The organism is Janthinobacterium sp. Mn2066 (assembly GCF_049319705.1).
Taxonomy (GTDB): Bacteria; Pseudomonadota; Gammaproteobacteria; order Burkholderiales; family Burkholderiaceae_D; genus Janthinobacterium.
Genome location: NZ_JBMOUF010000044.1, coordinates 1 through 432, shown reverse-complemented (window position 1 = coordinate 432; position 432 = coordinate 1). Strand labels below are relative to the sequence as shown.

Below are 432 nucleotides of genomic sequence, written 5' to 3'. Positions count from 1 at the left end.
CGACCTCGAATACGCCGCCAAGAAAAAACTGACGCGGCGCGACCGCTTCCTGGCCGAAATCGATAGCGTGACACCGTGGGGCAAACTGCACAAGCTGATCGAGCCGTTCTATCCGAAGGTCGAAGGCGCTGGGCGCCGGCCGATCGGGCTGGCACGCATGCTGCGCATGTATGTTGCCCAGCAGTGCTTTGGTCTGTCGGACGAAGGCATTGAGGACGCGGTCTACGACAGCCAGTCCATTCGCGCTTTCGTTGGCATTGACCTGGACCGCGAGTCGGCGCCGGACGCGACGACCTTGCTAAAGTTTCGCCACCTACTGGAAGCGAACGGACTGACGCGCCAGATCTTCGACACCATCAATGGGCACTTGGCCGAGAAAGGTTTGATGATGCGCGAAGGCACCATCGTTGACGCCACGCTGATCGCCGCGCC

General features: G+C 61.1%; 1 protein-coding gene. It reads left to right on the top strand.

The window, feature by feature from the left end; genetic code table 11:
- On the top strand, positions 1-432 hold a 432-nt coding region (locus ACL9RI_RS27675), incomplete at both ends, for an IS5 family transposase (protein ID WP_422729649.1).